Genomic DNA, 26,359 nt, shown 5'->3' with positions numbered 1-26,359 from the left:
AATCAGGGAAAAACAGGAGGCAGTATGAGCAAGCTGGTTGTCGTAATGTTGCTGGGGGGACTGCTCAGTGCCTGCAGCAGTGGACCGGTACGGGTACACAGTGCCGATGTGAGCGTCGATGACGCCCGTATCCGCATCAGTGATGGCAGCAGGGACGGTTACGGCACCTTCTGCCCGCCGGGCCAGGCGAAGAAGGGACGCTGCTAAAGGCAGTTAACCTCGACCAGGCCGCATGAGCTGCAACGGGAAGTGCCGCAACAGGCATCAATAAAAAGTGCAGCAACAAAAAAAGCCGCTCGATTGAGCGGCTTTCTTGTGCAACCAATTGAAGAAAATTACTTTTTCTTCTTGGCCTTGGCGTTCGGCAGGTCAGTGATGGAGCCTTCGAACACTTCGGCAGCCAGACCCACGGACTCGTGCAGAGTCGGGTGAGCGTGGATGGTCAGGGCGATATCTTCGGCGTCGGCACCCATTTCGATGGCCAGACCGATTTCACCCAGCAGCTCACCACCGTTGGTACCCACGATGGCACCACCGATGACGCGGCCGCTCTCCTTGTCGAAGATCAGCTTGGTCATGCCGTCGGAGCAATCGGAGGCGATGGCACGACCGGAAGCTGCCCACGGGAAGGTGGCGACTTCGAAGTTCAGACCCTGTTGCTTGGCTTCCTTCTCGGTCAGACCAACCCAGGCCATCTCCGGCTCGGTGTAGGCGATGGACGGGATCACTTTCGGGTCGAAGTAGTGCTTCTTGCCAGCGATGACTTCAGCAGCAACGTGACCTTCGTGAACACCCTTGTGGGCCAGCATGGGCTGACCGACGATGTCACCGATGGCGTGGATGTGGGCCACGTTGGTACGCAGCTGCTTGTCCACCTCGATGAAACCGCGCTCGTTGACGGCAACGCCCGCCTTCTCGGCGTCCAGCATCTTGCCGTTCGGCACACGGCCTACGGCAACCAGCACGTTGTCGTAGCGAACCGGCTCGGCCGGAGCGTGCTTGCCTTCGTAGGAGACGTACAGGCCGTCTTCACGGGCTTCAACTGCGGTGACCTTGGTCTCCAGCATGATGTTGAATTTCTTGGCAACGCGCTTGGTGTAGATCTTGACGATGTCTTTGTCGGCAGCCGGTACCAGCTGATCGGCAAATTCCACCACGTCGATCTCGGAGCCCAGGGAGGAGTACACGGTACCCATCTCCAGACCGATGATGCCGCCACCGATGACCAGCAGTTTGCCGGGAACAGTTTTCAGCTCCAGCGCGTCGGTAGAGTCCCATACACGGGGATCGTCATGGGGGATGAACGGCAGTTTCACCGGACGGGAACCGGCCGCGATGATGGCGTTGTCGAAGGTGATGGTGGTCTTGCCATCGGCGCCTTCCACCTCGAGGGTGTTCGGACCGGTGAACTTGCCAAAGCCATTCACAACCTGAACTTTACGCATCTTGGCCATACCGGCCAGACCGCCGGTCAGCTGGGTGATGACCTTCTCTTTCCACAGACGCACCTTGTCGATGTCGGTCTGCGGGGCACCGAAGACGATGCCGTGCTCGGCCAGCGCCTTGGCTTCTTCAATGACTTTGGCGACGTGCAGCAGGGCCTTGGAGGGAATGCAACCCACGTTCAGGCAGACGCCACCCAGGGTGGAGTAACGCTCGACGATAATGGTATCCAGGCCCAGATCGGCGGCGCGGAAAGCAGCGGAATAACCGGCAGGGCCAGCACCCAGTACTACGACCTGGGTTTTGATTTCTTTACTCATCATGACCTCTTTGTCGTTCTTATATCCCCAGGACTGCGCACTCTTAAACCTTCTTTTTGTTGCAAAACAAGGCGGCTGCAGCCGTGAAAAAACGGGGCAAGTTTACAATCCTGTTAACGAAATGAGAAGTAAAAAGGGCAGGCTCTGGGCCCGCCCTCTCACTTACAGGACCAGTCGACGAATGTCGGACAGTACGCCATTCATGGTGGTGATGAAGCGGGCTCCATCGGCACCATCGATAACGCGGTGGTCGTAGCTCAGAGCCAGCGGCAGCATCAGGCGCGGCACGAACTCCTTGCCGTTCCACTTCGGCTTCATCTCGGACTTGGAGACGCCCAGGATGGCCACTTCCGGCGCATTGACGATCGGGGTAAAGCTGGTACCGCCGATGCCACCCAGGCTGGAGATGGTGAAGCAACCGCCCTGCATGTCGGCTGCGGTCAGCTTGCCGGCGCGAGCCTTCTTGGAGATCTCGGCCAGATCACGGGACAGCTCGATGATGCCCTTTTTATTGACGTCGCGCACGACCGGCACAACCAGACCGTTGGGGGTATCCACCGCCACACCGATGTGGATGTACTTCTTCATGATCAGCTTGCTGCCATCTTCGGACAGGGAGCTGCAGAAGCGTGGATGGGCTTCCAGGGCCTTGGCGGCGGCTTTCAGGATGAACACCAGCGGGGTGATCTTCACGTCCAGCTTCTGCTTCTCGGCCAGCACGTTCTGCTCTTTGCGGAACGCTTCCAGCTCGGTGGTATCGGCTTCGTCGAACTGGGTGACATGAGGGATCATGGCCCAGTTGCGGTGCAGGTTCGGACCGGAGATCTTCTGGATGCGGGTCAGTTCGACCTCTTCCACGTCACCAAACTTGCTGAAGTCGACCTTCGGCCACGGCAGTACGCTCATGCCGTTGCCAGAGCCTTGACCTGCAGCCGGTGCGGACTCGGCGCGCTTGACCGCATCCTTCACATAAGCCTGCACGTCTTCTTTGACGATGCGGCCCTTGCGACCGGAGGCCTTCACCTTGGCCAGGTTGACACCGAATTCACGGGCCAGACGGCGCACCGCCGGAGAGGCGTGGACGTAGGCATCGTTGGCGACGAAGTCGGAGGCAGCAGCCTGGGCGACCGGCGCAGGGGCGGCGGCAACCGGAGCCGGGGCCGGGGCTGCGGCAGGGGCCGGAGCAGCAACTGCAGCCGGCGCGGCGCCAGCCACTTCGAACACCATGATGAGCGATCCGGTGGAGACCTTGTCACCCGCCTTCACCTTGATTTCCTTGACCACACCGGCGAACGGAGCCGGGACTTCCATGGAGGCCTTGTCACCTTCCACGGCGATCAGGGACTGGTCGGCTTCAACCTTGTCACCCACGGCCACCATGATCTCGGTGACTTCCACTTCGTCACCGCCGATGTCCGGTACGTTGACGTCCTTGGCGGCGGCAACAGCAGGGGCAGCAGCCACAGGGGCGGCAGCCTGAGCCGGTGCAGCGGCGGCAACCGGCGCGGCGCCAGCCACTTCGAATACCATCACCAGGGAACCGGTGGAAACCTTGGCGCCAGCGGCAACCTTGATCTCGACCACGCGGCCGGCGAACGGTGCCGGCACTTCCATAGAAGCCTTGTCACCTTCCACGGCGATGATGGACTGGTCGGCCTCGACCATGTCGCCCACGGCAACCATGATCTCGGTGACTTCGACTTCGTCACCACCGATGTCCGGTACGTGAACGTCCTGACGGGCGGCAGCAGCCGGAGCGGCGGCAGGGGCAGCAGCAACCGGTGCAGCCACTTCTGCAGGTGCGGCGGCAGCGCCTTCGGCTTCGAAGATCATAATCTGGGAACCGGTGGCGACCTTGTCGCCCACCTTGATCAGGATCTCTTTAACGATGCCGGCGGCCGGAGCCGGGACTTCCATGGAGGCCTTGTCGCCTTCTACCGCGATGATGGACTGGTCGAGCTCGACCTTGTCACCCACGGCTACCATGATCTCGGTAACTTCAACCTCATCGGCGCCGATATCCGGCACCATAATCTGTTTGGACATTGTGCTTTATCCTCTTGCGTGCATCCGCGTTGCTGACTGGCAGCCTCACGCGCATCTCGCGTTAACCTTTGCAAGACCATGCCGGGCAGCTTGTCCCGGCACGGCACTTGATCCTCTTACGCGTACAGCGGGTTCACCTTGTCGGCGTCGATGCCGTACTTGGTGATGGCCTCGGCCACAACCTGCTTGTCGATCTCGCCACGCTGGGCCAGCTCGGTCAGGGCAGCAACCACCACGTAGAACTCGTTCACTTCAAAGTGACGACGCAGGTTGGCACGGCTGTCGGAGCGGCCGTAACCGTCGGTACCCAGCACACGGTAGTTCTCGGTCGGAACGAAGGCACGGACCTGATCGGCGAAGGACTTCATGTAGTCGGTCGCAGCGATGGTGGCCTCGGCGCCCAGCACCTGAGCGATGTAGGGCACGCGGGCTTCGCTGGTCGGGTGCAGCATGTTCCAGCGGTCCGCGTCCTGACCGTCACGAGCCAGCTCGTTGAAGGAAGTCACGCTGAACACGTCGGAGCCGACACCGTATTCGGTGGCCAGGATCTGGGCGGCCTTGCGCACGTGACCCAGGATGGAGCCACAGCCCAGCAGCTGAACCTTGGCCTTGTCGCCGGCCACGGATTCCAGCTTGTAGATACCCTTGCGGATGCCTTCCTCGGCGCCTTCCGGCATGGCCGGCATGGCGTAGTTCTCGTTCAGGGTGGTGATGTAGTAGAACACGTTCTCCGGGTTCTCGCCGTACATGCGGCGCAGGCCATCCTGTACGATCACCGCCACTTCATAGGCGTAGGACGGGTCGTAGGAGACGCAGTTCGGGATGGTGTTGGCCAGGATGTGGCTGTGACCATCTTCGTGCTGCAAGCCCTCTCCGTTAAGAGTGGTACGACCGGAGGTCGCGCCCAGCAGGAAGCCACGGGCTTGCTGGTCACCGGCTGCCCACGCCATGTCGCCGATCCGCTGGAAGCCGAACATGGAGTAGTAGATGTAGAACGGGATCATCGGGCAGTCGTTGGTGCTGTAAGAGGTTGCAGCAGCCAGCCAGGAGGACATGGCGCCCAGCTCGTTGATACCGTCTTGCAGAACCTGACCCTGCTTGTCTTCCTTGTAGTAGGAGACGATGTCACGGTCTTGCGGGGTGTACTGCTGACCGTGCGGGCTGTAGATACCGATCTGGCGGAACAGACCTTCCATACCGAAGGTACGGGCTTCGTCAGCCAGGATCGGGACGATGCGCTTGCCGATGGACTTGTCTTTCAGCATCACGTTCAGGGAACGCACGAACGCCATGGTGGTGGAGATTTCGCGCGCCTGTTCGCCCAGCAGCGGGCCGAAGGCATCCAGTGCCGGGATTTCCAGCTTGGTGGTGCTCTCGCGCAGACGGGTCGGTACATAGCCCTTCAGTGCGGCACGGCGGGCGTGCAGGTACTTGTGCTCTTCGGTACCTTCTTCGATCTTCAGGTACGGCAGGTCGGCCAGCTGCTCGTCGGATACCGGCAGGTTGAAGCGATCACGCAGGTGACGCACGGAGTCCAGCTCCATCTTCTTGACCTGGTGAGCGATGTTCTTGCCTTCGGCCGCTTCGCCCATGCCATAGCCCTTGATGGTCTTGGCCAGGATAACGGTCGGCTTGCCCTTGGTTGCTGCGGCTTTGGAGAAAGCGGCAAACAGTTTGCGAGGATCGTGACCACCGCGGTTCAGGGCGAAGATTTCCTCGTCGGTCATGTCTTTGACCAGGGCGGCAGTTTCCGGATAACGGTTGAAGAAGTGCTCGCGAACGTAGGCGCCGTCGCGGGACTTCATGGTCTGGTAGTCACCGTCCACTGTCTCGTTCATCAGCTGGATCAGCTTGCCGGAAGTGTCTTTCTTCAGCAGCTCATCCCACTTGCGGCCCCAGATCACCTTGGTGACATCCCAGCCGGCGCCGGCGAACAGGCCTTCCAGCTCGTTGATGACCTTGCCGTTGCCGACAACCGGGCCATCCAGACGCTGCAGGTTGCAGTTGACCACGAACACCAGGTTGTCGAGCTTTTCACGCACGGCAACGGTCAGGGCGCCCTTGGCTTCCGGCTCGTCCATCTCGCCGTCACCCAGGAAGGCGTAAACGGTCTGCTCGGAGCAATCCTTGATGCCACGGTCGGTCAGGTACTTCAGGAAACGGGCCTGATAGATGGCGGCGATGGGGCCCAGACCCATGGAGACGGTCGGGAACTGCCAGAAGTCCGGCATCAGTTTCGGGTGCGGGTAGGAGGGGATACCCTTGCCATCCACTTCCTGACGGAAGTTATCCAGCTGCTCTTCGGTCAGACGACCTTCAGCGAACGCACGGGCGTAGATGCCCGGGGAGATGTGACCCTGGAAGTAAACCAGGTCGCCACCATCCTTCTCGTTGCGGGCACGGAAGAAGTGGTTGAAGCAGACTTCGTAGATGGTCGCAGAGGAAGCGAAGGAAGACATGTGACCACCCAGGTCCAGGTCTTTCTTGGAGGCGCGCAGCACGATCATCATGGCGTTCCAGCGGATGATGGCGCGAATACGGCGCTCCATCTCCAGGTCGCCCGGGTAGTCAGGCTCTTCGCTGGACAGAATGGTGTTGATGTAATCGCGGTTTGCCTTGGCAGCCACGTCCACACCGCTTGCGCGGGCTTTCTCGGCCAACTGTTCAAGGATGAACTGAGCGCGTTGGGGACCCTCTTCACGCAGCAGGGATTCCAGAGAGGCAAGCCACTCCAGCGTTTCTATCGGGTCCACATCGTTCTTCAGGATATCAGACATGGCTGGTTCCTATTTTGTTGTGATTGCACGGCATTGCACGGCGAAGGGCGCAAGCATTCGACAATAAAAGAAAGCCTTGTGGGATTAGTTTTCCTGCTGACGGATCCGACGCATGGATCGCTGGATCCGGCTGTCTTCCCTCTGCATATCCAACAAGGTGTCCTCGATAAAGGCCAGGTGCTCATGACAAGCAGCTCTGGCCCGCTCCGGAGCCCCCGAAAGAATAGCCTCGATCAGACTCGCACGATGGCGACGGATCTTGGCTACCACTCCCGGGCGGCGATTCAAAATCTCGTTATTTTGCAGAATGTTCTGCTCCAGCATGGGGCTCATGGCCCGCAACAGGTGCAGCAGCACCACGTTGTGGGAGGCCTCGGCCACCGCCAGATAAAACTGGGTCACGGCAGCGGATTCCGCCACCAGCGACCCCAGCTGCCCAGCCTCCTCGATGGAGATCTGCACTTTGCGGATCCGCTCGAAGTCTGACTCAGTGCCCCGCAATGCGGCGTAGTAGGCACAGATGCCTTCCAGCGCATGACGGAACTCCAGCAGATCGTAGCGAGCCTCGGGGTGGGTGCTGAGCAGCTCGAACAGAGGATCGGCGATCCCCTTGCTCAGGGCATTCTGCACATAAGTGCCACCGCCCTGACGGCGATAGAGCAACCCGCGCGCCTCCAGCCGCTGGATGGCTTCGCGCAGGGAGGGGCGCGAAACCTGAAACTGGATGGCCAGCTCGCGCTCGGGGGGCAGTTTCTGTCCCGGCTGCAGGCTGCCTTCCAGAATCATCTGTTCCAGTTCGGCGACGATGGCGTCAGCTAACTTGGGTTGCGTGATCTTGCGATAGGGCATGAGGCTACTTTGTTAAATTGGTATTACCAATTTTATGGATGGGGCGAAAATTAGCAGAGGGGCATTGAAAAGTCCACCCAAAAGATGATCTGAATCAAGAATGAAAGGCACCACTTAAGGGGTAAATTGGTGCAAACATGATTTAGCTCATAGAAAATGGTCTTACCAATATTCTTGAGATAGCTCACAAATAACATTTGGATAACCAGCAACAAAAATGGCCTGCCACATTGGCAAGCCATTGATTTAAAAAGGCAAAGTGAATTTTAATTTTTACAGGAAACGTTGAATTTATTGCGAAAATCCTGCCATTGGAAGCTGTCCCCCGGATCCGTCTTGCGCCCAGGTGCGATATCGCAATGACCCACAATTTTTTCCGGAGTGATGGCCGGATACTGGTCACAGATGGCCCGAGCGAGCCCAATCAGCACTGCATATTGCGCCTCCGTGTAGGGAAGCTCATCCGTCCCTTCCAGCTCGATACCGATGGAGAAGTCATTGCATGCCTCTCTCCCCTGCCAGCTGGATACTCCCGCATGCCAGGCGCGGGCAACGAACGGCACATACTGCACCAGTTCGCCATCGCGGCGGATCAGGCAGTGGGCCGAAACCCGCAGCTGATGGATGTCGGCAAAATAGGGATGAGCCCCGGGATCCAGCCTGCCCATAAAGAGATCGTCGATAAAGGGGCCGCCAAACTCGCCAGGGGGCAGGCTGATGCCGTGCACCACCAGCAGGGAGATATCGTCCGATACGGGTCGCTCGTTGTGATGGGGGGATGGAACCCGGCGTGCCTCCCGGCACCAGCCGGCGGCGTCGATGGAAAAATGTGTGTTAGGCTGGGTCATCTTTGGCTCGATATGGATGAGGTATGCAGCAAACGGCGCGCTGGTTCTGGTTACTGGCCTGGCTCTCTCTGATGGGTCTGCTGACCCTCTACTTCCACTCCCGCTCCCAGCCGAGCGTCACCGCCAGCGGCGAACTGCTGCTAAGGGCCGACCAGAGCGGCCACTATCGTCTGGAGGGTGCCATCAACGGTCAGCCGGTGCAACTGCTGCTCGACACCGGCGCCACCCGCATAACCGTGCCGCTGCCGGTCGCCGAACGGCTGGGACTGCCCGCCCATGGCAGCAGCCAGGTCAACACGGCGGCCGGGATGATCCGGGTCGGCAACGGCACCATCGAAACGCTGGCGATGGGCCCTTTGACCTTGTACGATCTGGCCATCTTCATCAATCCGGCGGCAGAGGGAGACGAGGTGCTGGTAGGCATGAATGCCCTCGGTCGGCTGGAGCTGGTTCAAAAGGAGCGGCAGTTGCTGCTCAGACCCTTGCAGGAATAAGGCATGTTTCAACAGGATGTCAGCCGCGCCGTGCGCGCCGCACTACTCGAAGATCTGGGCGATGCCCTCACCACGCTGGACCAGCCGGATGCCAGCGCCGATATCACGGCCCAGCTAATCCCCGCCGATCGCATCTCCAGCGCCCGAGTTATCACCCGCGAGGCCGGCGTCTTCTGCGGCCAGCCCTGGGTGGATGAAGTCTTTACCCAGCTCGGCGGCGAGGTGAAGGTGGAGTGGCTGGTGCAAGATGGCGAGCACCTCTCCCCCAATCAGGAACTGTTCCGCCTCCATGGTCCGGCCCGTCTGCTGCTGACCGGCGAGCGCAATGCCCTCAACTTTGTGCAGACCCTCTCTGGCGTCGCCACCCTCACCGCCCGTTATGTGGCCGAGCTGGAAGAGACCGGCTGCCGCCTGCTCGACACCCGCAAGACAATTCCCGGCTTGCGCAGTGCCCAGAAGTACGCCGTCACTTGCGGCGGCGGCAAGAACCACCGCATCGGCCTCTTCGACGCCTACCTCATCAAGGAGAACCATATCCTTGCCTGTGGCGGCATCGCCGGCGCCATCCAGGAGGCTCGTCGCCTCAATCTGGACAAACCGGTGGAGGTCGAGGTCGAATCCCTGACTGAACTGGAGCAGGCACTGACCGCCGGTGCCGATATCGTGATGCTGGACAACTTCGACCTGGCCATGATGCGCGAAGCGGTCGCCATCAATCAGGGACGCGCCAAGCTGGAGGTCTCCGGCAACGTCACCCTGGAGATCCTGACCGAGTTTGCCGCGACCGGAGTGGACTATATCTCGGTGGGCGCGCTGACCAAGCATGTGCGGGCGCTGGATCTCTCCATGCGCTTTATCTGAACGGATTGTGACCGTTCCGGCTACGCCAGCCGAATATCCGGCAGATACCATCACCTCTATAGGTAATGGCTTGATAAGGCAGCTAAAACAGACTCATTGAGAGGCCCGTCAACATAACCGCCCCCTCGACTTGCAAAAGGCGCCCTCGGCGCCTTTTCTTTATATGTCGTACCAGCAACAAGAGAAGGGGGAGGCAATTAAGCAGAAACAGGTCAGTTTTCGCTCTTTTTTCACCCAAATAGAGGATTGGATCAAAAACTTTAATGACGGGCCTGCGCACTTGTTGCCAACGCCATCCGCTCAGATAAGATATTGACGTGTGGTTAGTTTTCCACCGCCACTTCCCAGGAACAATGGATAAAAGGACATTTTCTATGAAAAGCAAAATGAAGAAACAGTCAGGCTTTACCCTTATCGAATTGATGATTGTGGTCGCGATCGTGGCCATTCTGGCGGCGGTAGCACTGCCGGCGTATCAGACCTACACCAAACGCGCGAAGTTTTCTGAGGTTGTTTCTGCTGTTGGCCCCTACAAGACAGCTATTGAGATCTGTGCCCAGACAACCGCAGCTGTAAGCGGAGCACTCTCAACTTGTGACTCAGGCACTAATGGGGTACCTGCTGACATAGCCGCTGGTGCAGGTACAGGTGAAGTTGATTCTGTGGTGGTTAGTACAACAACGAATGCTGTAACTGCTACAGGTCAATCAGCAACCTTTGGGGCAACACAAAACTACGTTATTACCCCCACGGTCCAGGCTGATGGCAAGGTTACTTGGGCTGTAACTGGAACCTGTAAAACTAGCGGCCTCTGCTAACGCATGACCTCTAGCCCCCATAGCGGCCTGGCGATAAGCCTGGCCGCCTCTTCGTTGATCAGTGAAGAGGATTCCCAGCGCTACCTGAGTCAGGCCAAGGCCCAGCGCAAACCCTTCGTGGCATTTCTGGTGGAGAACCAGATCCTCGACAGCAAGGCGTTGGCTGATTTCTGCGAGCTGGAGTATGGGGTACCTCTACTGGATCTTGCCGCCTTCGATCTGGCCGAGATCCCGCAGAAGTACCTCAATCAGAAGCTGATTGAAAAACACCATGTGCTGCCCATCTACACCCAGGGCCACACCCTCTATATCGCCATGTCGGATCCGACCAATGTGTCGGCGCTGGAAGACTTCGGCTTCAGCTTCGGGCTTCATACCGAGGCGCTGCTGGTGGAAGAAAACAAGCTCACCACCGCCATCGGCAAGCTGCTGGAGAACGAGACCGACGTGCTCGGAATGGAGGATATCGACGAGTCCGAAATCTCGGATCTTGAGGTCTCCGACGAGGGCAGTCGCCTCGACGAGAGTGTCAACACCACGGACGATGACGCCCCCATCGTCAAATACATCAACAAGATCCTGATGGATGCCATCAAGCGCGGCGCCTCCGACCTGCACTTCGAACCCTATGAGCAGAAGTACCGCATCCGTTTTCGCATCGATGGCATCCTGCACGAGATAGCCACACCGCCGGTCAATCTGGCCAACCGCTTCTCGGCCCGTCTCAAGGTGATGGCACGGCTCGATATTGCCGAGCGGCGCCTGCCCCAGGATGGCCGCATCAAGCTGAAGCTGTCACGCAACAAGTCAATGGACATGCGAGTCAATACCCTGCCCACCATGTGGGGGGAGAAGATCGTGATCCGTCTGCTGGACTCATCGGCGGCGCGCCTCAATATCGAGCAGCTCGGCTTTGACGATCGACAGAAGGCACAATACCTGCGCGCCCTCTCCAAACCCCAGGGGATGATCCTGGTGACCGGTCCCACCGGCTCGGGCAAGACGGTCTCGCTTTACACCGGCCTCAACATTCTCAACACCACAGAGGTGAATATCTCTACCGCCGAGGATCCGGTGGAGATCAACCTGCCCGGCGTCAACCAGGTGCAGGTCAATCCCAAGGCGGGCCTCACCTTCGCCAGCGCCCTGCGCTCCTTTCTGCGCCAGGATCCAGATGTGGTGATGGTCGGGGAAATACGGGATCTGGAAACCGCAGAGATCGCCATCAAGGCGGCGCAAACCGGCCACCTGGTGCTCTCCACCCTGCACACCAACTCGGCGGCCGAGACGCTGACCCGGATGATGAACATGGGGGTGCCGGCCTTCAACATCGCCTCCTCAGTGACCCTGATCATGGCCCAGCGGCTGGCCCGCAAGCTGTGCGATCACTGCAAGGCGCCCGAAGTAGTGCCGGAGGCCGAGTTGCTGGAGTTGGGCTTTACCCCGCAGCAACTGGCAGCGGGGCTGCGGCTGTTCAAACCGGTAGGTTGCAAGGAGTGCTCGGGGGGCTACAAGGGACGGGTCGGCATCTACGAAATCATGCTGATGTCGGAAAATATCGCAAAATTGATCATGCAGGGAGCCAACTCGCTGCAGATCGCCGCCATCGCCCAGAAAGAGGGGATGCGGACCCTGCGCACCTCCGGGTTGGAGAAGGCCCGTTTGGGCGTCACCAGTCTGGCGGAAGTGAACCGGGTCACGACCAACTAACCAGAGGCCCCCTCTACGGACAATGCCGGATCGTACCGTAACGCCTTCTGGAAGCTGGCGACATAAATACGGGATGCCAGAGAGCAAATCGGGCAGGCGCCAAGATGGCCCCCCATCGAATCAGTATCCCGCTGGCAAGTGCCAACCGGGGACCTTGACCAGGTCAATGGCGAAGAGGTGCAAGACACCCTGCGCCCGACCCAATTGCAGGATGCAGTGATGGCAACGCTAACCAACAAGAATAATGCCCCCAAGAAAGTCTTCGCGTTTCGCTGGAGCGGGGTCAACCGCAAGGGCCAGAAAGTTTCTGGCGAACTCCAGGCCGACAGCATCAATACCGTCAAGGCCGAGCTGCGCAAGCAGGGGGTCAATGTCACCAAGGTGGCCAAGAAATCCCAGGGGCTGTTTTCCAAGGGCGGCGCCAAGATCAAGCCGATGGATATCGCCATCGTCTCGCGCCAGATCACCACCATGCTCTCCGCTGGCGTACCGCTGGTGCAGAGCCTGCAGATCATCGCCCGCAGCCATGAAAAAGCCTCGATGCGCGAGCTGATGGGGATCGTCGCCGCCGATGTGGAGACCGGTACCCCCATGTCGGAGGCGCTGCGCCGCCATCCCCGCTACTTCGACGCCCTCTACTGCGATCTGGTGGAGGCGGGCGAGCAGTCCGGCGCACTGGAGACCATCTACGATCGTATCGCCACCTATCGGGAAAAGTCGGAAGCGCTCAAGTCCAAGATCAAGAAGGCGATGTTCTACCCCACCATGGTCATCCTGGTGGCCATCGTCGTCACCTCAATCCTGCTGCTGTTCGTCATCCCCCAGTTCGAGGACATCTTCAAGAGCTTCGGCGCCGAGCTGCCCATCTTCACCCAGTTCGTCATCGGCATCTCCCGCTTCATGCAGAACTGGTGGTATGTCTTCTTCGGCGGGGCGGCGCTCGCCATCTTCCTCTACGTCCGCGCCTGGCGCGCTTCTCAAAAGGTAAGAGACAACACCGACAAGTTTGTGCTGACCATCCCGGTGGTCGGCATGATACTGCACAAGGCGGCCATGGCCCGCTTTGCCCGCACCCTCTCCACTACCTTCTCGGCCGGTATCCCATTGGTGGATGCCCTCATCTCGGCGGCGGGGGCCTCCGGCAACTATGTCTATCGCACTGCCGTCATGGCCATTCGCAACGAGGTGGTAGCGGGCATGCAGATCAACGTGGCGATGCGCACCGTGGATCTCTTCCCCGACATGGTGATTCAGATGGTGATGATCGGCGAGGAGTCCGGCGCCATCGATGATATGCTCTCCAAGGTCGCCACCATCTTTGAACAGGAGGTGGATGATCTGGTGGATGGCCTCACCAGCCTGCTGGAACCCCTCATCATGGTGGTGCTCGGGGTGCTGGTCGGCGGCATGGTAATCGCCATGTACCTGCCCATCTTCAAGCTCGGCGATGTCGTGGGTTGATTCATGAGGGCATGCAGGCCAAGGCCGCCCATGCCCTTCCCTTCATTTGATGACTGACGGTTGGTTATGACACTTCTTATCGAGCTGGCGCACGGCTTGCCCTGGCTCTATCTCTCCCTGGTTTTTCTCTTCTCCCTGATGATCGGCAGCTTCCTCAACGTGGTGATCCACCGCCTACCCATTATGCTGGAGCGGGAGTGGCAGGCCGAGTATCACGGCTACTTCGAGACACAAACGCCAAACAGCGAGCCGGTTGAGCGCTACAACCTGATGGTGCCGCGCTCCGCCTGCCCCCACTGCGGCCATGCCATCACGGCCGTCGAGAACATCCCGCTCCTGAGCTGGCTCTGGCTCAGGGGTCGTTGCCGGGAGTGCCAGGCCCCCATCTCGGCCCGTTATCCCTTGGTGGAGCTGCTGACCGCCCTGCTCTCGGTGGCGGTAGCCACGACCCTGCCCCCGGGTTGGGGTGTGCTGGCAGCCCTGCTGCTGACCTGGGTGCTGGTGGCGCTCACCTTTATCGATCTGGACAAGATGCTGCTGCCCGACCAGCTTACCCTGCCATTGCTGTGGGGCGGATTGCTGTTCAATTTGCTGGGTGGCTTTGTACCGCTAGGCGACGCGGTGATCGGGGCCATGGCCGGCTATCTGGTGCTATGGAGCCTCTACTGGGCATTCAAGCTGCTGACCGGCAAGGAGGGGATGGGATATGGCGATTTCAAGCTGCTGGCGGCGCTCGGGGCCTGGCTGGGCTGGCAGTCGCTGCCCATCATACTGCTGCTCTCCTCCCTGGTGGGCGCCATCATCGGTATCACGCTGATCGCGCTGCGCAAGCACCATCAGGGCAAGCCCATTCCCTTTGGCCCCTATCTGGCCATCGCAGGCTGGATCGCCCTGCTGTGGGGCGATACCATCACCCGCTGGTATCTCGAAATGGTGCTCTGACCCATGTATGTAGTCGCAATCACCGGCGGAATTGGCAGCGGCAAGACCACGGTGGCCAACCAGTTCGCCGAGCTCGGCATCGATGTGATCGATGCCGACGTCATCGCCCGCGAGGTGGTGGAACCGGGCACCCCGGCCCTTGCCGCCATCGCAGCCCACTTTGGCCCGGATGTCATCGCCTCCGATGGCCGGCTAGATCGCCGCCAGCTGCGGGAGCGGGTCTTCAGCGAACCCGATGCCAAGGCCTGGCTCAATGCCCTGCTTCACCCCCTCATCCGCAGCGAGATGCAGCGCCAGTGCGCCGCCGCCCGTTCCCCCTATTGCCTGCTGGTGGTTCCCCTGCTGGTGGAGAACAGGCTCACCGGGCTCGCAGACCGGGTGCTGGTGATCGACGTGGACGAAGCGACCCAGATCGCACGCACTTGTCGCCGGGATGGGGTGAATCGGGAGCAGGCCCAGGCCATTCTGGCCGCTCAGGCCAGCCGGGATGAGCGTCTCGCGGTCGCCGACGACATCCTCGACAACCGGGTAGAGGACAAAATGGCAATCAGAACGCAAATTTTGGCCCTGCACCAAACATATCTGGCGTTTGCCTCTCAACAAGCCAAGCAACAGTGAGTACACTAGGCCGGTTTATGGCTGGCCAGGATTAGGCATGATTTACGATTTCCCCCTCAATGAAAAAAGCCGGACTTATCTGCGTCTGGAATCCCTGTTTTCCCAGATCCACGACAATCTGGAGAGTGACCAGTCCTGGGCACATATCGCCTTTTTCAAGGGGCTGTTCGATCTGCAGGAGTTGCTTGAGCGCGGCGATCTGCGGGCCGATCTTATCAAGGATCTGGAGCGCCTCAGCCAGCGTCTGAGCCACTGGGCCAACCTGCCCGACGTGGATCTGGAGCAGGTCAAGCTGATGCAACAAGAGTGCAGCCAGCTCTCCCGCAGCCTGCTGAATGCCCCCCGCCCCGGTGCCCGCCTGAAAGAAGATCGCCTGCTCGGCTCCATCCGCCAGCGTTTCTCCATTCCGGGCGGCCTGTGCGCCTTCGACGTGCCGCAGCTGCACCACTGGCTCGCCACCCCGGCCATCACCCGCCATCAACAGATGCAGGGCTGGCTCAGCGACATCACCCTGATGATGAATGCCATCTCCCTGCTGCTGCGGCTGTGGCGCGAGTCAGGCTGCTTCAGCGATCAGGTGGCCACCAACGGCTTCTTCCAGGACACCGCCGAGAGCGCCGAGCTTATCCGCATCAGACTGGCGGACAACCTGCTGTGCTACCCGACCCTGAGCGGTCACAAGAATCGCTTCGCCCTGCGCTTTCTGCCCACCGCAGAGCAACAGATTGGCGATGTAGCGTTCCAACTCGCCTGCTGCTGAGGAGTTCTCATGGTCACCAAGGTCAAGTGCCCTACCTGTAACAGTGAAGTGGAATGGAGCCCCCAGAGCCCGTTTCGCCCCTTCTGCAGCAAGCGCTGCCAGCTGATCGATCTCGGCGAATGGGCCGATGAAGAGAAGCGCATCCCGGGGGAGACCAACCCCGACCTGTTGCCGGATCAGGAAGAGAGCGACCGCTGGCTATAAGCCGCATCCGCCAAAATACAAAAAAGGGCCTGAAGGCCCTTTTTCATTTCCGGATCAGAGGATCAGCCCTGCAGGCGCGCCACTATGGGGCCATTGGCATCGGGGAAGTGATAGTTGTGCAGCTCGGCCACTGGCACCCAGAGACACTCCTGCCCCTCTTTGCCGAACGGCTCACCGCTAAAGCGCGTCACCTTCCAGATATCCAGCAACACCTGCTTCTCGGGATAGTCGTGGTGCAGCTCCATGAAGGGGGAGCAATCCTGTACCCGGATGCCGATCTCCTCCCACAGCTCCCTGTCCAGAGCGGTGAGCAAGTCTTCACCCGACTCCACCTTGCCACCGGGGAACTCCCAGCGATCCCCCTGATGGCGGTCGGAAGATCGCTTGGCGATGAAGATCTCGCCCCGCTCGTTCTCGATGACGCCCACCGCCACCCAGATCCGTTTTTTCTGTTCCATCTCGGTTACCTCGTCAGATACGGCCACTGCGCGTTCCTCATCAATAACAAGGCGGGCACTGGGCCCGCCTCGTGATGGCATCGCGCGTTATCAGGTCAACTGACCGTGACAGTGCTTGTACTTCTTGCCGGAGCCACAGGGGCAGGGATCGTTGCGACCTACTTTCTGCTCGTCCCGCACGAAGGTGGTATGACCCTCGTCGGAGGCTGCCTCTTCACCCGCCAGCTGGTTCTCGGCACTGGCATGGGTGTAGGTGCGGGGAGCAGCTTCAGCCTGCTGGCGCTGCTGGGCCTCCATCGCCTCCACGTCGCGCTCCTGTACCTGAACCCGGCTCAGGATGCTGACCACGTCGCGCTTGAGGGTTTCCAGCATCTGGGTGAACAGATCGAAGGATTCGCGCTTGTACTCCTGCTTGGGGTTCTTCTGGGCGTAACCGCGCAGATGGATGCCCTGACGCAGGTGATCCATGGCCGCCAGGTGCTCCTTCCACAGGCCGTCCAGGGTCTGCAGCATCACGGCCTTCTCGAAGTTGCGCAGCACCGCGGTGCCGACCAGCTCTTCCTTGTGGGCGTAGAGCTTGCGGGCCTCGTCCAGAATGCGCTCGCGCAGCTTCTCTTCGTAGAGCTTGTCATCCTCTTCCAGCCACTTGACCAGCGGCAGGTCGAGGGAGAAGTCACCCTTGAGGCGCGCTTCCAGGCCGGCCACGTCCCACATCTCTTCCAGAGACTGGGGCGGAATATATTCGTCGATCACGTTGTTGTAGACGTCATCGCGGATCACGTGGATGGTCTCGGAGATGTCATTGGTATCCAGCAGCTCGTTACGTTGCTCGTAAACCACCTTGCGCTGGTCGTTGGCCACGTCGTCAAACTCGAGCAGGCTCTTGCGGATGTCGAAGTTGCGACCTTCCACCTTGCGCTGGGCGTTCTCGATGGCCTTGGTCACCCAGGGGTGCTCGATGGCTTCGCCCTGCTCCATGCCCAGCTTCTTCATCATGCCGGTCACGCGATCGGAGGCGAAGATCCGCATCAGGGTATCTTCCATGGAGAGATAGAAGCGGGAGGAGCCCGGGTCACCCTGACGACCGGAACGGCCGCGCAGCTGGTTGTCGATACGGCGGGACTCGTGGCGCTCGGTACCGATGATGTGCAGACCGCCAGCGGCCAGTACCGCGTCGTGACGCGCCTGCCAGGCTGCCTTGATCTCACGGATCTGTTCGTCGGTCGGGTTCTCCAGCGCGGCGATCTCCGCCTGCCAGTTGCCACCCAGCACGATGTCGGTACCACGACCGGCCATGTTGGTGGCGATGGTCACGGCGCCGGACTGGCCAGCCTGGGCAACGATCTCCGCTTCCATGGCGTGGAACTTGGCGTTCAGCACCTTGTGCGGGATCTTCTCCTTGGTCAGGATGCCGGAGAGCAGCTCGGAGTTCTCGATGGAGACGGTACCAACCAGCACCGGCTGGCCCCGTTCGACGCAACCACGAATGTCATCGATGATGGCTGCGTATTTCTCATTGGCGGTCAGGTAGACCAGATCGCCCATGTCTTTGCGCACCATCGGCTTGTTGGTCGGGATAACCACGGTATCCAGGCCATAAATCTGCTGGAATTCAAAGGCTTCGGTATCGGCGGTACCCGTCATGCCCGCCAGCTTGTTGTAGAGGCGGAAGTAGTTCTGGAAAGTGATGGAGGCCAGGGTCTGGTTCTCGTTCTGGATCTTGACCCCCTCCTTCGCCTCGACGGCCTGGTGCAGGCCATCGGACCAGCGACGACCCGGCATGGTACGGCCGGTGTGTTCGTCGACGATGACGATCTCGTCCTTCTGGACGATGTAATCCACATTGCGCTCAAACAGGGTATGGGCACGCAGACCGGCATTGACGTGGTGCAGCAGGCTGATGTTGGAGGCGGAGAACAGGGAGTCGTTTTCGTCGAGCAGCCCCTCTTTCTTGAGCAGCTCTTCCACGAAGATCTGGCCGTTCTCGGTCAGCAGCGCCTGGCGGTTCTTCTCGTCCACCGTATAGTGGCCGTCGCCTGTGTACTCTTCGGTGTCTTCCTTGTCCTGTTTGACCAGCAACGGGATCAGCTTGTTGACGCGGATGTAGAGTTCGGAACTGTCTTCGGCCGGACCTGAGATGATCAGCGGGGTGCGGGCTTCATCGATAAGCACGGAGTCCACTTCGTCCACCAGGGCGTAGTTCAGCGGACGCTGCACGCGCTGTTCCGGCGAGAAGGCCATGTTGTCGCGCAGGTAGTCGAAACCGAATTCGTTGTTGGTACCGTAGGTAATGTCGGCGGCGTAGGCGTCGCGCTTTTGGGATGCATCCATGCCCGGCACGTTGCAATCCACCGTCATGCCGAGGAAGGTGAACAGCGGGCGGTTCGCCTCGGCGTCACGCTTGGCCAGATAGTCGTTCACCGTCACCACGTGTACGCCACGACCGGAGAGTGCGTTCAGATAAGCCGGCAGGGTGGCGGTCAGGGTTTTACCTTCACCCGTCTTCATTTCGGCGATGCGGTTGGAGTTGAGCACCATGCCGCCGATCAGCTGTACGTCGAAGTGGCGCATGCCAAATACCCGCTTGGAGGCTTCGCGCACGGTGGCGAACGCTTCCGGCAACAGCTGCTCCAGGGTCTCGCCCTGCTCCAGACGCTGACGGTACTCGGCGGTCTTTGCCTGCAGTTCGGCGTCGGACAGCGCCTCGAACTGCGGCTCCATCGCATTGATCTGTTTTACAATTTTGCGCAAAGCCTTGAGCGTTCTGTCGTTCCGGCTGCCGATAATCTTGGTAAGCAGTGTGCTAATCATGGGTACCAACTATTTCTGGTTATAAAAGCGTTCCGTCACTGGAACCTGAAGAAAAAAACCTAACCCCGGCTGGCACTCAGAAAGCGTGCGGGGTTGACCTGACGACCGTCTTTCAACACTTCGTAATGCAGATGGACGCCGGTCGCGCGACCGGTACGCCCCATCAAGGCAATCTTCTGACCCTGATCGACCAGGGTACCAACTTCGACCAGCAGCTTGGAGTTGTGGGCATAGCGGGTCACCAGGCCATTGCCGTGGTTGATCTCCACCATGTTGCCAAACTCCGGATGACGACCGGCCCATCTCACCACACCCGGGCCCGTGGCCAGGATGGGGGTGCCCACCTTGCCACGATAATCGACCCCTTTGTGCATCTTGGCCCGACCGTTGAACGGGTCGACCCGCCCCCCAAAGCCGGACGACACCCAGACCCGCTCCTGCTGGACCGGCGTGCCGGAGATGAAACCGGCATCGGTGATATGGTGATTCATGATGAAAGATTCAAGTACCGACAGCTGCTCTTCACGACTGCTGAGCTGCTGGCTGAGGTGTTTCATGGAGTCCTGCAACTCGTTGAGGCTGACTTCCAGATCTTCATCGTAGGAAGGACCGCCCATGGGGGGCAGCTCCTTGAAATTGAACTCCTCGGGATCGAGGTCTGCCTGCTCGGTCAGACGTTCACCGAGGGCATTGAGACGCCCCAGTTGCCCCTGCATGGTGCCCACCTGAGCCGCCAGCATGGCAAGTTGTTCACGGGCTTCGTCGCCACTCTGTTTGGCGGATTGCTGCTCGGCCATGGCCAGCGCCAGTTCCAGCGCGTCCATTTTCTGCTGCCAGCTCTGCCAGAGCCAGCCGCCCCCCAGGGCCAACAGGGAGAAAATGATACCGCCGACCCAGGCCAGACGCTGTTTGGGTACGTGCAACTTGCGTCGCTGCTTGCCGTGGAGGATCAGGGTAATGCTCATAGAAATCTGTCTGCTCGGTCAGGTACGGTCCAGAGACTGCACGGGAAATAAAACCGGGAGATAATCGGTATTGAAGGATGGAGTAAACAAATGACGGAACGTCGGTGCGGAGAGAGGACCGACGTTCCGTTGCACAGCTATCAGGCCAGAACCAGACCGTTGTCGTAGTAAGCGATAGGCGCTTTGTCGCCCTCGCCCTCAAAGGTCACCAGTTCCCAGGCTTCCTGCTCGGCCAGCAAGGCACGCAGCAGCTTGTTGTTCAGGGCATGGCCGGTCTTGTAGGCACGGAATTCGCCGATGATGCTGCGGTTGCACATGTAGAGGTCACCGATCGCATCCAGCATCTTGTGCTTCACGAACTCGTCCTCGTAGCGCAGACCATCTTCGTTCAGCACCCGGTAGTCATCCAGTACCACGGCGTTTTCCAGGCTTCCGCCCAGCGCCAGATTCTGGGAACGCAGGTACTCGATATCACGCATGAACCCGAAGGTACGGGCACGGCTGATCTCTTTCACGAAGGAGGCACCGGAGAAGTCCAGTACGCAACGCTGGTTGCGCCCTTCAAACACCGGGTGCTGGAAATCGATCTCGAGATCCATCTTGAAGCCGTTGCGATAGGGGTGGAATTCCGCCCACTTGTCGCCGTCTTCAACCCGGATGCTCTTCTTGATCCGCACAAACTGCTTGGCCGCATTCTGTTCACGGACCCCGACTTCCTGCAACAGGTAGATAAAGGGGTGTGCACTGCCGTCCATCACCGGGATCTCGGGTGCATCAACCTCGACGTAGAGGTTGTCGATCCCCATCCCCGCAAGGGCTGCGGAGAGGTGCTCAATGGTAGAGACACGGACACCGGCTTCGTTGACCAGTGCGGTACAGAGCACGGTATCGCGCACCTGATCGGCATTGGCTGGCAGCTCCACCACAGGATTCAGGTCGGTACGCAAGTAAACGATCCCTGTGTTCACAGGAGCCGGACGGAATGTCATGGTGACTTTCCGGCCCGAATGCAGGCCGACGCCAGTCGCCTGTACACTCGTTTTCAAGGTTCTTTGTCTAATCATGGGTGTACCCTAAACAGCTTAAAATCCGGACCAGATGGTCGTTGGCAGGCCATCTTAGCACATTCCTTAAGCAACAAACAAACCAGCCCCATCAGAGGCTTAGTCAGCCTGCTTGCGCAGGAACGCCGGAATATCCAGATAATCCGGTTCGCGACGAGCCTGCGGCTCGGCGTTGACCACCTTGGCCGGAGCCTCTTCCATCACGCGGCCCTGCATCATGTCGCTAACCAGCGGCTGGCGCACCGGGCGCTCTTGCACCTGGCTGCTCTTGACCAAAGTGATGTCCGGCTTGCGCTCGGCACCGATACCGGTCGCAACCACGGTCACACGCAGCTCGTCGTGCATTTCCGGATCGATTACGGTACCCACCACCACGGTGGCGTTCTCGGAGGCGAAGGCCTTGACCGCATTACCCACGGTTTCGAACTCTTCGATGGTCATGTCCATGCCGGCGGTGATGTTGACCAGGATGCCACGGGCACCGGCCAGATCCACGTCTTCCAGCAGCGGGCTGGAGATGGCTTTCTCTGCCGCTTCTTCGGCACGATCGTCACCGGAGGCTGAACCGGTACCCATCATGGCAGTACCCATTTCGCGCATAACGGTACGCACGTCCGCGAAGTCGACGTTGATCAGACCCGGACGGGTGATCAGCTCGGCGATGCCCTGTACCGCGCCCAGCAGCACGTCGTTGGCAGCCTTGAAGGCGTCCAGCAGGGAGATACCGCGGCCCAGCACTTTCAGCAACTTGTCGTTGGGGATGGTGATCAGGGAGTCGACATTCTTGGACAGCTCTTCGATACCATGCTGGGCAAAGCCCATCCGCTTCTTCCCTTCGAAGGAGAACGGCTTGGTCACCACGGCCACGGTCAGGATGCCCATCTCGCGGGCCACTTCGGCCACGATCGGCGCAGCACCGGTACCGGTACCGCCGCCCATGCCGGCTGCGATGAAGACCATGTCGGAACCGGTCAGCAGCTCACGCAGCGCTTCCCTATCTTCCATGGCGGCGTCACGGCCCACTTCCGGGTTGGCGCCAGCGCCAAGACCCTTGGTGATGCCACCGCCGATCTGCAGGGTGGTGTTGGCACTGGAGTTGCGCAGTGCCTGGGCGTCGGTGTTCACCGTGATGAACTCTACGCCCTCGATGTTCTGACGCACCATGTGCTCGACGGCGTTGCCACCGCCGCCACCGACACCGATCACCTTGATGACGGCTTCGTCAGTATGGCTATCCATGAATTCAAACATATCGTCTCTCCGCTTTATTTGCTGACTTCAGCAAAATTCTTAGAACTCGCCACGCAGCCAGTTGCTGACCCGTTTGACCAGACCACCGACACTTGCCTTGGCGGCATATTCTTTGTTGCTACCTGTCGCCTGATGAGTACGGCCGTACTGCAACAACCCGACCGCAGTCGAGTAGACAGGCGCCTGCACGTAATCGCTCAAACCACGTATATTCATGGGCTCACCCACCCGGACCTGGCACTGGAAGATCTGCTCTGCGCACTCCACCACGCCTTCGATCTGGGCCGCACCACCGGTCAGAACCACACCGGCAGCCAGCTGATGCTTGACCCCTTGCGCTTTCAATTCGCTTTGTACCCGCACCAGCTCGTCATTCACCATGGAGAGCAACTCGGTGTAACGGGGTTCGATCACTTCAGCCAGTGTCTGCCGCTGCAGGCTGCGCGCCGGACGGCCGCCGACACTGGGTACTTCAATATTGTCTTCCTTGCTGACCAGGCGGCCGAGGGCGCAGCCGTAACGCACCTTGATCGCCTCGGCGTCCAGCGGCGGTGTGCCGAAGGCGTAAGCGATGTCGCTGGTGACAGTGCTGCCGGCATACGGGATCACCTTGGTGTGACGCAGGGCACCGCCGGTAAACAGCGACATGTCCATGGTGCCACCGCCAATGTCCACCACGCAGACACCCAGCTCCTTCTCGTCTTCGGTCAGCACCGCATAGCTGGAGGCCAGGGCGGAGAAGATCAGCTGATCTACCCGCAGACCTACCTTCTCTACGCATTTTTCGATGTTGCGCGCCATGTCGTTGTGGCAGGTCACCAGATGGACCTTGGCCGCCATCCGCACGCCGGAGAGACCGACCGGGTTCTTGATCCCCTCCTGGTAATCGATGGCGAACTCCTGGGGCAGCACGTGCAGCACCCGCAGCTCGTCAGACAGACGTACCGATTTGGCGGTGTGGATCACGTTGTCCACATCCTCCTGGGTCACCTCCTCGTCGGAGATGGGCACCATGCCGGTCTCGTTGCGACAATCGATATGCTTGCCGGACAGACCGAGGTAAACCGAGCTGATCTGGCAGTCGGCCATCATCTCGGCCTCTTCCACGGCACGACGCAGAGACTTGACCACGGAGTCGAGATCGTTGACCCCGCCCTTCTCCATGCCGCGGGATGCGTGACTGCCCATGCCGATGACGTTCAGTTCGCCGTCCGGCAATACTTCCCCGACCAGAACCGCCACCTTGGTAGTGCCGATATCCAGTCCGACAATCAAATTCCTATCTGCGGTGTTGGTCATGCACTTTCTCTTCGCTTTTCTTCCAGCCAACCGCCATTCCGGTGTCGTATCGAAGATCCACGTACGCAACCTGCGAACGGGGTTCGATCACCGGGAAGGCATCGATAAACCGCTGCAACCGGAGCGCGATGTCGTTGCGTCCGAGGAACAGCTTGATATTGCCATCCAGGGTCAGTTCCCAGGCATGGCGAGGAGTCAGATTCACTCCCAGCAACTTGTATCCTTTGGCAGCCAGTTGCGACTCGTACTGCCGGCTCTCTTTCAATACCCGGGCCGCCTGGTCATCCGGCCCTGACAGCTGTATCAGCGGCACCTTGACCCGATCCGGAGCACTGAACACCTTGCCCTGGGTATTGACGAAGCGGTTGCCATTCCAGCGCGCCGCCACATCCTGTTCGGTGAGATAGACCTTGATCTTGTTCGGCCACTTCTTGCGGACCGACACCGAGGCCACCCACGGCAGGGCATTCAGACGCCCCTGCAATTCGTTCACATCCAGCTCGAAGAAGTTGCGCGACTCGGCACCATCCAGCACGGCCTGCCGCAACTCCTCTGTCTGCAAATACTGATGTTGCCCCTGCAGCAACAACTCGCTCATGGGCAACCGATTGGCGTCAGTCAGCCAACCTTTAACATCCAGCGCCGTCCGGTAGCAGCCCCATATCACCAGCAGGAAAAACGCCACTCCTGCGATGAAGCCACCCTTGGTGCGCCCCTGTGCCCTTGACTCCACCCGATCGATCCCCGTGTAACGCGCTAAACCGGCCTTTTGGCAGACCGGTTCGCCATTATATAGGCCCCGGCTTGGCGGTCAAAATACTCATTGGGCCCTCAAGCACCAGATTTCATGCTCTCTATGCTCAATTTCATCTCACCGAGACGACGTGCCAGGGCACCGACGTTGCCGGCTCCCTGGGTCAGCACCAGATCCCCCTCGCCAACCAGGTCGGCCAGCACCGCCGGCACGTCATCCGGCGTGGCCACAAAGATGGGTTCCAGGTTGCCACGAGAGCGGATGGAGCGACACAGGGCTCGGCCATCGGCGCCGGGGATCGGCTCCTCGCCGGCAGCATAAACCTCCAGCATCACCAGCACATCGACCTTGGAGAGCACATCGGCAAAGTCTTCGTAGAGATCGCGGGTGCGGGTATAGCGGTGTGGCTGGAACACCATCACCAGTCGCTTCTCGGGCCAGCCGGCACGAGCCGCGTTGATGGTCACCTTCACTTCGCTCGGATGGTGACCGTAATCGTCCACCAGCATGGCCTTGCCACGACCGGTCTCGAACACGCCATATTGCTGGAAGCGGCGGCCCACCCCCTCGAACTTGGCCAGCGCCCGGATGATGGCCTCGTCGCTCACCCCGTCCTCGGTCGCGACAGCTATCGCCGCCGCCGCGTTCAGGGCGTTGTGGATCCCCGGCAGATTGAGGGTGACTTGCAGCTCGCCCGCCTCTTTGCGGCGTACCCGGAAGCAGCTGTGATTGGTTGTCTGGACAAAATCCAGCACCTGGACGTCGGCATCGTCCGACAGACCGTAAGTCAGGGTGGGACGGGCAATCTCCGGCAGCAGGCCGCGGATCACCGGATCATCGATGCAAACCACCGCCAGTCCGTAGAAAGGCAGGTTGTGGAGAAACTCGATGAAGGTGGCCTTCAGCTTGGCGAAGTCGCCGCCGTAGGTGTCCATGTGATCCGCTTCGATGTTGGTCACGATGGACACCATGGGTTGCAGATGCAGGAAGGAGGCGTCGCTCTCGTCCGCTTCGGCGATCAGGTAACGGCTGCTGCCCAGGCGTGCATTGGTGCCGGCGCTGTTGAGCAGGCCGCCGATGACGAAGGTCGGATCCCGGTCCGCCTCGGCATAAATGCTCGCCACCAGGCTGGTGGTGGTGGTCTTGCCGTGGGTACCTGCGATGGCGATGCCATGGCGGAAACGCATCAGCTCGGCCAGCATCTCGGCACGGCGCACGACGGGGATGCGCAGCTCGCGGGCCGCCAGCAGCTCGGGGTTGTCCTGCTTGATGGCGGTGGAGACCACCACCACGCTCGCTCCGGCGACGTGCTCGGCGCTGTGGCCGACGAAGATGTGGGCACCCAGCGACGCCAGCCGCTCGGTCACTGCATTGCGTGCCAAGTCGGAACCCGTGACCTGATAGCCCTCATTGGCCAGCACCTCGGCAATCCCCCCCATGCCGGCACCACCGATGCCGATGAAGTGGATGCGACGCACGCGGCGCATTTCGGGGATAACGGTACGCAGTTTTGCCAGTTCAACCTTGGTCATAATCGTCTCTTTATTCTGCCGCAAGCCACTTGCATTCACCGGCAACCCGCCCGGCGGCATCGCTATATTCGGGG

Annotated in this window: 23 protein-coding genes; 10 read left to right on the top strand and 13 right to left on the bottom strand. The window is 60.1% G+C overall.

Annotation, left to right across the window (positions count from 1 at the left end; genetic code table 11):
* Window positions 1–24: 24 nt before the first annotated feature.
* Window positions 25–207, top strand: a complete 183-nt coding sequence (locus BN1123_RS02160; RefSeq protein ID WP_026456693.1) for a hypothetical protein — start codon at window positions 25–27, stop codon at window positions 205–207.
* A 128-nt stretch (window positions 208–335) separates the two neighbouring features.
* Here BN1123_RS02160 and lpdA read toward each other — a convergent pair whose 3' ends face one another.
* From lpdA to ampD, 5 genes are all read right to left on the bottom strand, one after another.
* Window positions 336–1,763, bottom strand: coding sequence for a dihydrolipoyl dehydrogenase (gene lpdA, locus BN1123_RS02155; RefSeq protein ID WP_042025101.1), 1,428 nt, complete (start codon window positions 1,761–1,763; stop codon window positions 336–338).
* Window positions 1,764–1,925: 162 nt separating this feature from the next.
* Window positions 1,926–3,809 (bottom strand): pyruvate dehydrogenase complex dihydrolipoyllysine-residue acetyltransferase, encoded by a 1,884-nt coding sequence (gene aceF, locus BN1123_RS02150; protein WP_042025100.1) that lies wholly within the window; start codon window positions 3,807–3,809, stop codon window positions 1,926–1,928.
* A gap of 116 nt (window positions 3,810–3,925) precedes the next feature.
* Window positions 3,926–6,586: a pyruvate dehydrogenase (acetyl-transferring), homodimeric type gene (gene aceE, locus BN1123_RS02145; RefSeq protein WP_042025099.1), complete on the bottom strand. Its 2,661-nt coding sequence runs from the start codon at window positions 6,584–6,586 to the stop codon at window positions 3,926–3,928.
* Between the two features lie 84 nt (window positions 6,587–6,670).
* Window positions 6,671–7,435 carry a pyruvate dehydrogenase complex transcriptional repressor PdhR gene (gene pdhR, locus BN1123_RS02140; protein ID WP_026456603.1) on the bottom strand — a complete coding sequence of 255 codons (765 nt, stop codon included), beginning with the start codon at window positions 7,433–7,435 and terminating at the stop codon, window positions 6,671–6,673.
* Window positions 7,436–7,701: 266 nt separating this feature from the next.
* Window positions 7,702–8,283 (bottom strand): 1,6-anhydro-N-acetylmuramyl-L-alanine amidase AmpD, encoded by a 582-nt coding sequence (ampD, locus tag BN1123_RS02135; RefSeq protein ID WP_042025098.1) that lies wholly within the window; start codon window positions 8,281–8,283, stop codon window positions 7,702–7,704.
* A gap of 23 nt (window positions 8,284–8,306) precedes the next feature.
* Here ampD and BN1123_RS02130 point away from each other — a divergent pair, with 23 nt between their 5' ends.
* The 9 genes from BN1123_RS02130 to yacG all read left to right on the top strand — a co-directional run bounded on the left by BN1123_RS02130 (window position 8,307) and on the right by yacG (window position 16,151).
* Window positions 8,307–8,777 carry a retropepsin-like aspartic protease family protein gene (locus BN1123_RS02130; protein ID WP_042025097.1) on the top strand — a complete coding sequence of 157 codons (471 nt, stop codon included), beginning with the start codon at window positions 8,307–8,309 and terminating at the stop codon, window positions 8,775–8,777.
* Between the two features lie 3 nt (window positions 8,778–8,780).
* On the top strand, window positions 8,781–9,638 hold the full coding sequence (nadC, locus tag BN1123_RS02125) for a carboxylating nicotinate-nucleotide diphosphorylase (RefSeq protein WP_042025095.1): 858 nt from the start codon (window positions 8,781–8,783) through the stop codon (window positions 9,636–9,638).
* A 374-nt stretch (window positions 9,639–10,012) separates the two neighbouring features.
* Window positions 10,013–10,456 carry a type IVa pilus major pilin TapA gene (gene tapA, locus BN1123_RS02120; protein WP_411595158.1) on the top strand — a complete coding sequence of 148 codons (444 nt, stop codon included), beginning with the start codon at window positions 10,013–10,015 and terminating at the stop codon, window positions 10,454–10,456.
* A 3-nt stretch (window positions 10,457–10,459) separates the two neighbouring features.
* Complete coding sequence (gene tapB / locus BN1123_RS02115; RefSeq protein WP_042025094.1) at window positions 10,460–12,166, top strand: PilB family type IVa pilus assembly ATPase TapB; 1,707 nt, start codon at window positions 10,460–10,462, stop codon at window positions 12,164–12,166.
* A 219-nt stretch (window positions 12,167–12,385) separates the two neighbouring features.
* Window positions 12,386–13,627 carry a type II secretion system F family protein gene (locus tag BN1123_RS02110; protein WP_026456598.1) on the top strand — a complete coding sequence of 414 codons (1,242 nt, stop codon included), beginning with the start codon at window positions 12,386–12,388 and terminating at the stop codon, window positions 13,625–13,627.
* A gap of 66 nt (window positions 13,628–13,693) precedes the next feature.
* Window positions 13,694–14,569, top strand: a complete 876-nt coding sequence (locus BN1123_RS02105; protein ID WP_042025093.1) for a prepilin peptidase — start codon at window positions 13,694–13,696, stop codon at window positions 14,567–14,569.
* 3 nt (window positions 14,570–14,572) lie between these two features.
* Window positions 14,573–15,187: a dephospho-CoA kinase gene (gene coaE, locus BN1123_RS02100; RefSeq protein ID WP_042025092.1), complete on the top strand. Its 615-nt coding sequence runs from the start codon at window positions 14,573–14,575 to the stop codon at window positions 15,185–15,187.
* Window positions 15,188–15,224: 37 nt separating this feature from the next.
* On the top strand, window positions 15,225–15,947 hold the full coding sequence (zapD, locus tag BN1123_RS02095) for a cell division protein ZapD (protein WP_042025090.1): 723 nt from the start codon (window positions 15,225–15,227) through the stop codon (window positions 15,945–15,947).
* Between the two features lie 9 nt (window positions 15,948–15,956).
* Window positions 15,957–16,151: a DNA gyrase inhibitor YacG gene (gene yacG, locus BN1123_RS02090; protein ID WP_042025089.1), complete on the top strand. Its 195-nt coding sequence runs from the start codon at window positions 15,957–15,959 to the stop codon at window positions 16,149–16,151.
* 62 nt (window positions 16,152–16,213) lie between these two features.
* On the opposite strand, the gene mutT is transcribed toward yacG, so the two are convergent.
* The 8 genes from mutT to murC all read right to left on the bottom strand — a co-directional run bounded on the left by mutT (window position 16,214) and on the right by murC (window position 26,285).
* Entirely contained in the window at window positions 16,214–16,609 is a 396-nt protein-coding gene (mutT, locus tag BN1123_RS02085; RefSeq protein WP_026457309.1) for an 8-oxo-dGTP diphosphatase MutT, read from the bottom strand.
* 90 nt (window positions 16,610–16,699) lie between these two features.
* The gene (gene secA, locus BN1123_RS02080; RefSeq protein ID WP_042025088.1) at window positions 16,700–19,420 is read right to left on the bottom strand and encodes a preprotein translocase subunit SecA; all 2,721 of its coding nucleotides are present in this window, start codon (window positions 19,418–19,420) and stop codon (window positions 16,700–16,702) included.
* A gap of 59 nt (window positions 19,421–19,479) precedes the next feature.
* Entirely contained in the window at window positions 19,480–20,385 is a 906-nt protein-coding gene (locus BN1123_RS02075; RefSeq protein ID WP_042025086.1) for a M23 family metallopeptidase, read from the bottom strand.
* Between the two features lie 140 nt (window positions 20,386–20,525).
* The gene (lpxC, locus tag BN1123_RS02070) at window positions 20,526–21,449 is read right to left on the bottom strand and encodes a UDP-3-O-acyl-N-acetylglucosamine deacetylase (protein ID WP_026456701.1); all 924 of its coding nucleotides are present in this window, start codon (window positions 21,447–21,449) and stop codon (window positions 20,526–20,528) included.
* A gap of 99 nt (window positions 21,450–21,548) precedes the next feature.
* Complete coding sequence (ftsZ, locus tag BN1123_RS02065) at window positions 21,549–22,700, bottom strand: cell division protein FtsZ (RefSeq protein WP_026456700.1); 1,152 nt, start codon at window positions 22,698–22,700, stop codon at window positions 21,549–21,551.
* A 39-nt stretch (window positions 22,701–22,739) separates the two neighbouring features.
* The gene (gene ftsA / locus BN1123_RS02060) at window positions 22,740–23,999 is read right to left on the bottom strand and encodes a cell division protein FtsA (protein ID WP_026456699.1); all 1,260 of its coding nucleotides are present in this window, start codon (window positions 23,997–23,999) and stop codon (window positions 22,740–22,742) included.
* Window positions 23,980–24,732: a cell division protein FtsQ/DivIB gene (locus tag BN1123_RS02055; RefSeq protein WP_042025085.1), complete on the bottom strand. Its 753-nt coding sequence runs from the start codon at window positions 24,730–24,732 to the stop codon at window positions 23,980–23,982. The genes ftsA and BN1123_RS02055 overlap by 20 nt, the downstream gene beginning before the upstream one ends.
* A gap of 98 nt (window positions 24,733–24,830) precedes the next feature.
* A complete protein-coding gene (gene murC / locus BN1123_RS02050) occupies window positions 24,831–26,285 on the bottom strand; it encodes a UDP-N-acetylmuramate--L-alanine ligase (protein ID WP_042025084.1) in 1,455 nt (484 codons plus the stop codon).
* Window positions 26,286–26,359: the final 74 nt, after the last annotated feature.

This window comes from Aeromonas enteropelogenes (assembly GCF_000819845.1).
GTDB lineage: Bacteria > Pseudomonadota > Gammaproteobacteria > Enterobacterales > Aeromonadaceae > Aeromonas > Aeromonas enteropelogenes.
The sequence above is the reverse complement of the archived record's forward strand: the minus strand, read 5'-3'. Positions and strand labels throughout refer to the sequence as shown.

Excerpts from the sequence above, each read along its gene's own strand:
- BN1123_RS02130 (WP_042025097.1), top strand. The coding sequence starts at position 8,307 with ATGCAGCAAACGGCGCGCTGGTTCTGGTTACTGGCCTGGCTCTCTCTG.
- aceE (WP_042025099.1), bottom strand. The coding sequence starts at position 6,586 with ATGTCTGATATCCTGAAGAACGATGTGGACCCGATAGAAACGCTGGAG.
- BN1123_RS02110 (WP_026456598.1), top strand. The coding sequence starts at position 12,386 with ATGGCAACGCTAACCAACAAGAATAATGCCCCCAAGAAAGTCTTCGCG.
- zapD (WP_042025090.1), top strand. The coding sequence starts at position 15,225 with ATGATTTACGATTTCCCCCTCAATGAAAAAAGCCGGACTTATCTGCGT.
- BN1123_RS02160 (WP_026456693.1), top strand. The coding sequence starts at position 25 with ATGAGCAAGCTGGTTGTCGTAATGTTGCTGGGGGGACTGCTCAGTGCC.
- nadC (WP_042025095.1), top strand. The coding sequence starts at position 8,781 with ATGTTTCAACAGGATGTCAGCCGCGCCGTGCGCGCCGCACTACTCGAA.
- aceF (WP_042025100.1), bottom strand. The coding sequence starts at position 3,809 with ATGTCCAAACAGATTATGGTGCCGGATATCGGCGCCGATGAGGTTGAA.
- ampD (WP_042025098.1), bottom strand. The coding sequence starts at position 8,283 with ATGACCCAGCCTAACACACATTTTTCCATCGACGCCGCCGGCTGGTGC.
- lpxC (WP_026456701.1), bottom strand. The coding sequence starts at position 21,449 with ATGATTAGACAAAGAACCTTGAAAACGAGTGTACAGGCGACTGGCGTC.
- BN1123_RS02105 (WP_042025093.1), top strand. The coding sequence starts at position 13,694 with ATGACACTTCTTATCGAGCTGGCGCACGGCTTGCCCTGGCTCTATCTC.
- lpdA (WP_042025101.1), bottom strand. The coding sequence starts at position 1,763 with ATGAGTAAAGAAATCAAAACCCAGGTCGTAGTACTGGGTGCTGGCCCT.
- secA (WP_042025088.1), bottom strand. The coding sequence starts at position 19,420 with ATGATTAGCACACTGCTTACCAAGATTATCGGCAGCCGGAACGACAGA.
- tapA (WP_411595158.1), top strand. The coding sequence starts at position 10,013 with ATGAAAAGCAAAATGAAGAAACAGTCAGGCTTTACCCTTATCGAATTG.
- ftsA (WP_026456699.1), bottom strand. The coding sequence starts at position 23,999 with ATGACCAACACCGCAGATAGGAATTTGATTGTCGGACTGGATATCGGC.
- murC (WP_042025084.1), bottom strand. The coding sequence starts at position 26,285 with ATGACCAAGGTTGAACTGGCAAAACTGCGTACCGTTATCCCCGAAATG.
- BN1123_RS02075 (WP_042025086.1), bottom strand. The coding sequence starts at position 20,385 with ATGAGCATTACCCTGATCCTCCACGGCAAGCAGCGACGCAAGTTGCAC.
- coaE (WP_042025092.1), top strand. The coding sequence starts at position 14,573 with ATGTATGTAGTCGCAATCACCGGCGGAATTGGCAGCGGCAAGACCACG.
- ftsZ (WP_026456700.1), bottom strand. The coding sequence starts at position 22,700 with ATGTTTGAATTCATGGATAGCCATACTGACGAAGCCGTCATCAAGGTG.
- tapB (WP_042025094.1), top strand. The coding sequence starts at position 10,460 with ATGACCTCTAGCCCCCATAGCGGCCTGGCGATAAGCCTGGCCGCCTCT.
- pdhR (WP_026456603.1), bottom strand. The coding sequence starts at position 7,435 with ATGCCCTATCGCAAGATCACGCAACCCAAGTTAGCTGACGCCATCGTC.
- mutT (WP_026457309.1), bottom strand. The coding sequence starts at position 16,609 with ATGGAACAGAAAAAACGGATCTGGGTGGCGGTGGGCGTCATCGAGAAC.
- yacG (WP_042025089.1), top strand. The coding sequence starts at position 15,957 with ATGGTCACCAAGGTCAAGTGCCCTACCTGTAACAGTGAAGTGGAATGG.